The 2,610-nt window shown below is 61.4% G+C and carries 4 protein-coding genes; 2 read left to right on the top strand and 2 right to left on the bottom strand.

Annotated elements, in window-relative coordinates:
* Positions 1 to 508, bottom strand: a 508-nt coding sequence (locus EN879_RS31535; RefSeq protein WP_164774702.1) for a LysR family transcriptional regulator, incomplete at its 3' end; no start/stop codon positions are given.
* Positions 509 to 611: 103 nt separating this feature from the next.
* Between EN879_RS31535 and EN879_RS31530 the strand changes: the two genes are divergently transcribed.
* Complete coding sequence (locus tag EN879_RS31530) at positions 612 to 1,481, top strand: NmrA/HSCARG family protein (RefSeq protein WP_013530765.1); 870 nt, start codon at positions 612 to 614, stop codon at positions 1,479 to 1,481.
* Between the two features lie 80 nt (positions 1,482 to 1,561).
* On the opposite strand, the gene EN879_RS31525 is transcribed toward EN879_RS31530, so the two are convergent.
* On the bottom strand, positions 1,562 to 1,879 hold the full coding sequence (locus EN879_RS31525) for a hypothetical protein (protein WP_063168566.1): 318 nt from the start codon (positions 1,877 to 1,879) through the stop codon (positions 1,562 to 1,564).
* A 278-nt stretch (positions 1,880 to 2,157) separates the two neighbouring features.
* Between EN879_RS31525 and EN879_RS31520 the strand changes: the two genes are divergently transcribed.
* Positions 2,158 to 2,400 (top strand): hypothetical protein, encoded by a 243-nt coding sequence (locus EN879_RS31520; protein WP_013530767.1) that lies wholly within the window; start codon positions 2,158 to 2,160, stop codon positions 2,398 to 2,400.
* Positions 2,401 to 2,610 lie beyond the last annotated feature (210 nt).

The raw sequence follows: 2,610 nt of genomic DNA, 5'->3' as shown, positions 1-2,610 counted from the left end.
GGTGAGGGCTCGCCACGACGACCAGCCGGTCGCGGAGAAACGCCCGTCCGACCAAGCTTTCGTCGGGATCCGGGTTGACCCGGATCACCAGGTCGTAGCCTTCCTCGATCATGTCCACAGCCCGGTCCTCCGTCGTGACCTCCAGCCTCACCTCCGGAAATTTGAGGGCAAATCCCGCGGCGATCCTCCCCATCGCGGTCTGAGAAAAAAGCAGGGGCGCGCTGATCCGCAGTCTCCCCTTGGGTCTTTGACCGCCCGAGGCGATCGCCGCGGCCGTCTCGTCCAGTTCGGCAAGCAACGCCCCCGTCCGCTCGAAAAGCGCCCGTCCTTCCTCGGTCAGCTTCAGGTTACGCGCACCCCGTTCAAACAGGCGCAGGTCAAGGCTGCTCTCCAAGTCTCCAACGCGCCGCGACAGGGTTGCCTTGGGCCGGCCGGTGGCCCGTGCCGCCTTGCCGAAACCGCCATGGCGGGCAACGAGGTTGAAATCGGTGAGGGCCAGAATATCCATAGGTGTTCCACCAGTGAGACGGTGCGTCTAAAATTTCGGTCTGTTTGAGTGTTTGTGAGCCACACATATTGGGCCTGTCAAGCAACCCAACAGGAGAAATTCCATGACCATCCTCGTTACCGGCGCCACAGGCAATGTTGGCCGCCAAGTCGTCGAGCACCTCGTCAAGCGCGGCGCCGACGTCCGTGCTCTCGTCCGCGATCCGTCGAAAGCCAGCTTCCCGGCGGGCGTATCGGTCGCGCAAGGCGACTTTCTCGATGTCGATTCACTGCGCAAAGCCATGTCCGGCGTTTCCACCCTGTTCCTCTTGAACGCCGTGGTGCCGGACGAATTCACCCAGGCTTTGGTCGCGCTGAACGTCGCCCGATCGGCGGGCATCGAGCGGATCGTCTATCTCTCGGTGATCCATGCCGACGTGTATGTGAACGTGCCGCATTTCGCCGGCAAGTTCGGCGTCGAGCGAATGATCGAGCAGATGGGCTTCCAGGCTACGATCCTGCGCCCGGCCTATTTCATCCAGAACGACCTGATGATCGAAGACGTCATCACCGGCTATGGCACCTACACAATGCCGATCGGCGCCAAAGGTCTCGCCATGGTCGACGTGCGTGATATCGCCGAGATCGCCGCTCTCGAGCTGCTGCGCCGCGAACGGTCCGCGGAGCCGCTTGCGCTCGAGCGGATCAACCTCGTCGGTCCGCAGACACTGACCGGGACGGATATCGCGGCCATCTGGTCCGACGTGCTCGCCCGGCCGATCAGCTACGGCGGCGACAACACCGAAGGTTTCGAGCAGAATCTCAAGCAGTTCCTGCCTGCCTGGATGGCCTACGACATGCGCTTGATGGGCGAACGGTTCCTGACCGACGGCATGCTGCCCGAGGCCGGCGACGTGGAGCGCCTGACCGCGCTTCTGGGCCGCCCTCTGCGTCCCTATCGCGACTTCGCCTCACAAATCGCCGGCTCCGCCTGACGGAACGGCTCCGGTCATCATCCGGTTCAGAAACAGCAGGGCGGCCTTTTGAGAAGGCCCCCTGTTCAGCCGGTACCGTCTTACTGCAGGGTGGCCGGACCAGGCCCGTCGCGTTGGGCGATCATCCGCCCGCCATCGTCGCCACCGAGACCATCCACGAACAGGCCAGCCACGCCGTCGAAATTGGTGAGCCCGTCGAATTCAATTGCGGCGCCAATCAGCTGGGCTGCCTGGAAGACAATGTATTCGACGTCCTCGAGGGCGATGTTTTCGGCCAGGTTCCTGACCCTTACATGTTCCGCCACCGCCGTGATACTGACGATGCCGGTCTTCCTGAAGGCGATCTGGACCGCTGAACGGACGTCATCGCGCAGTCGCGCCGAGTAATCATACCGCATCGAAACCTCCCAAAGGGAACGGTTTTCTGTTCAGGTTGCACAATGCGGCAGGGGCTTCATCTTGGCAAGTCACGAATTAAATAATATCTAAACAAATCAGCTAGTTAGCATAGTTATGCAAGTATGCGCCTTACGCCGAATACCATCAGGCTCATCATGCGCATGAGAAGCAGTTCACTCATCCCGAGGTCTTGACGCGCTAGGAGCGCTTTCCTAACTATTAGGTAAGCGAGTTGAATACTCATTCGAGGTATCGGGATCCTGAGCGAGGGAGCGCGATGACTGAACTGGAACGCCCGGAACGGTTGCAGATCATGCTGACGTCAGACGAGCTGGCTGCGCTGGAAAACTGGCGCTTCGACAAGCGTATGCCGAGCCGTTCGGCCGCGGTCAGGGAATTGCTGCGGCGCGGTCTTGCCTCAGACGGCTTCCTGACGGCGGAGCAAGGGGCGAAGTCGCAAGACTTCGGTATCCTGCCAACCGCCGGCGGCAACGGCATTTCCGAAAGCGGCAAGGAGTAGCGGTTCACCGCGCGTGAGCCGCTCCAGTCCTTTCAGGCTGCCGGTCGCCGCAACGCGGTGCCGGCCGGCCCAGCGGACCATAACTCTCGATTCAGAGGATGTTGGTCGTCACTTCGACGACGATCGCGGCACCTTCCAGGCTGCCATTGGTGACGTGCACGACACGCGATACCCGCAGATCCTGCGTGGTTCTATCGATCGACAGCGCAA

It is taken from the genome of Mesorhizobium sp. M7A.F.Ca.AU.002.02.1.1 (assembly GCF_003998535.1).
Taxonomy (GTDB): Bacteria; Pseudomonadota; Alphaproteobacteria; order Rhizobiales; family Rhizobiaceae; genus Mesorhizobium; species Mesorhizobium ciceri.
Note: the sequence above shows the minus strand (reverse complement) of the source record. Positions and strands in the feature narration are given on the sequence as shown.

What these genes read in the sequence shown, in the direction of transcription:
- EN879_RS31530 (WP_013530765.1), top strand. Translation starts at nt 612, where the DNA reads ATGACCATCCTCGTTACCGGCGCCACAGGCAATGTTGGCCGCCAAGTC.
- EN879_RS31525 (WP_063168566.1), bottom strand. Translation starts at nt 1,879, where the DNA reads ATGCGGTATGATTACTCGGCGCGACTGCGCGATGACGTCCGTTCAGCG.
- EN879_RS31520 (WP_013530767.1), top strand. Translation starts at nt 2,158, where the DNA reads ATGACTGAACTGGAACGCCCGGAACGGTTGCAGATCATGCTGACGTCA.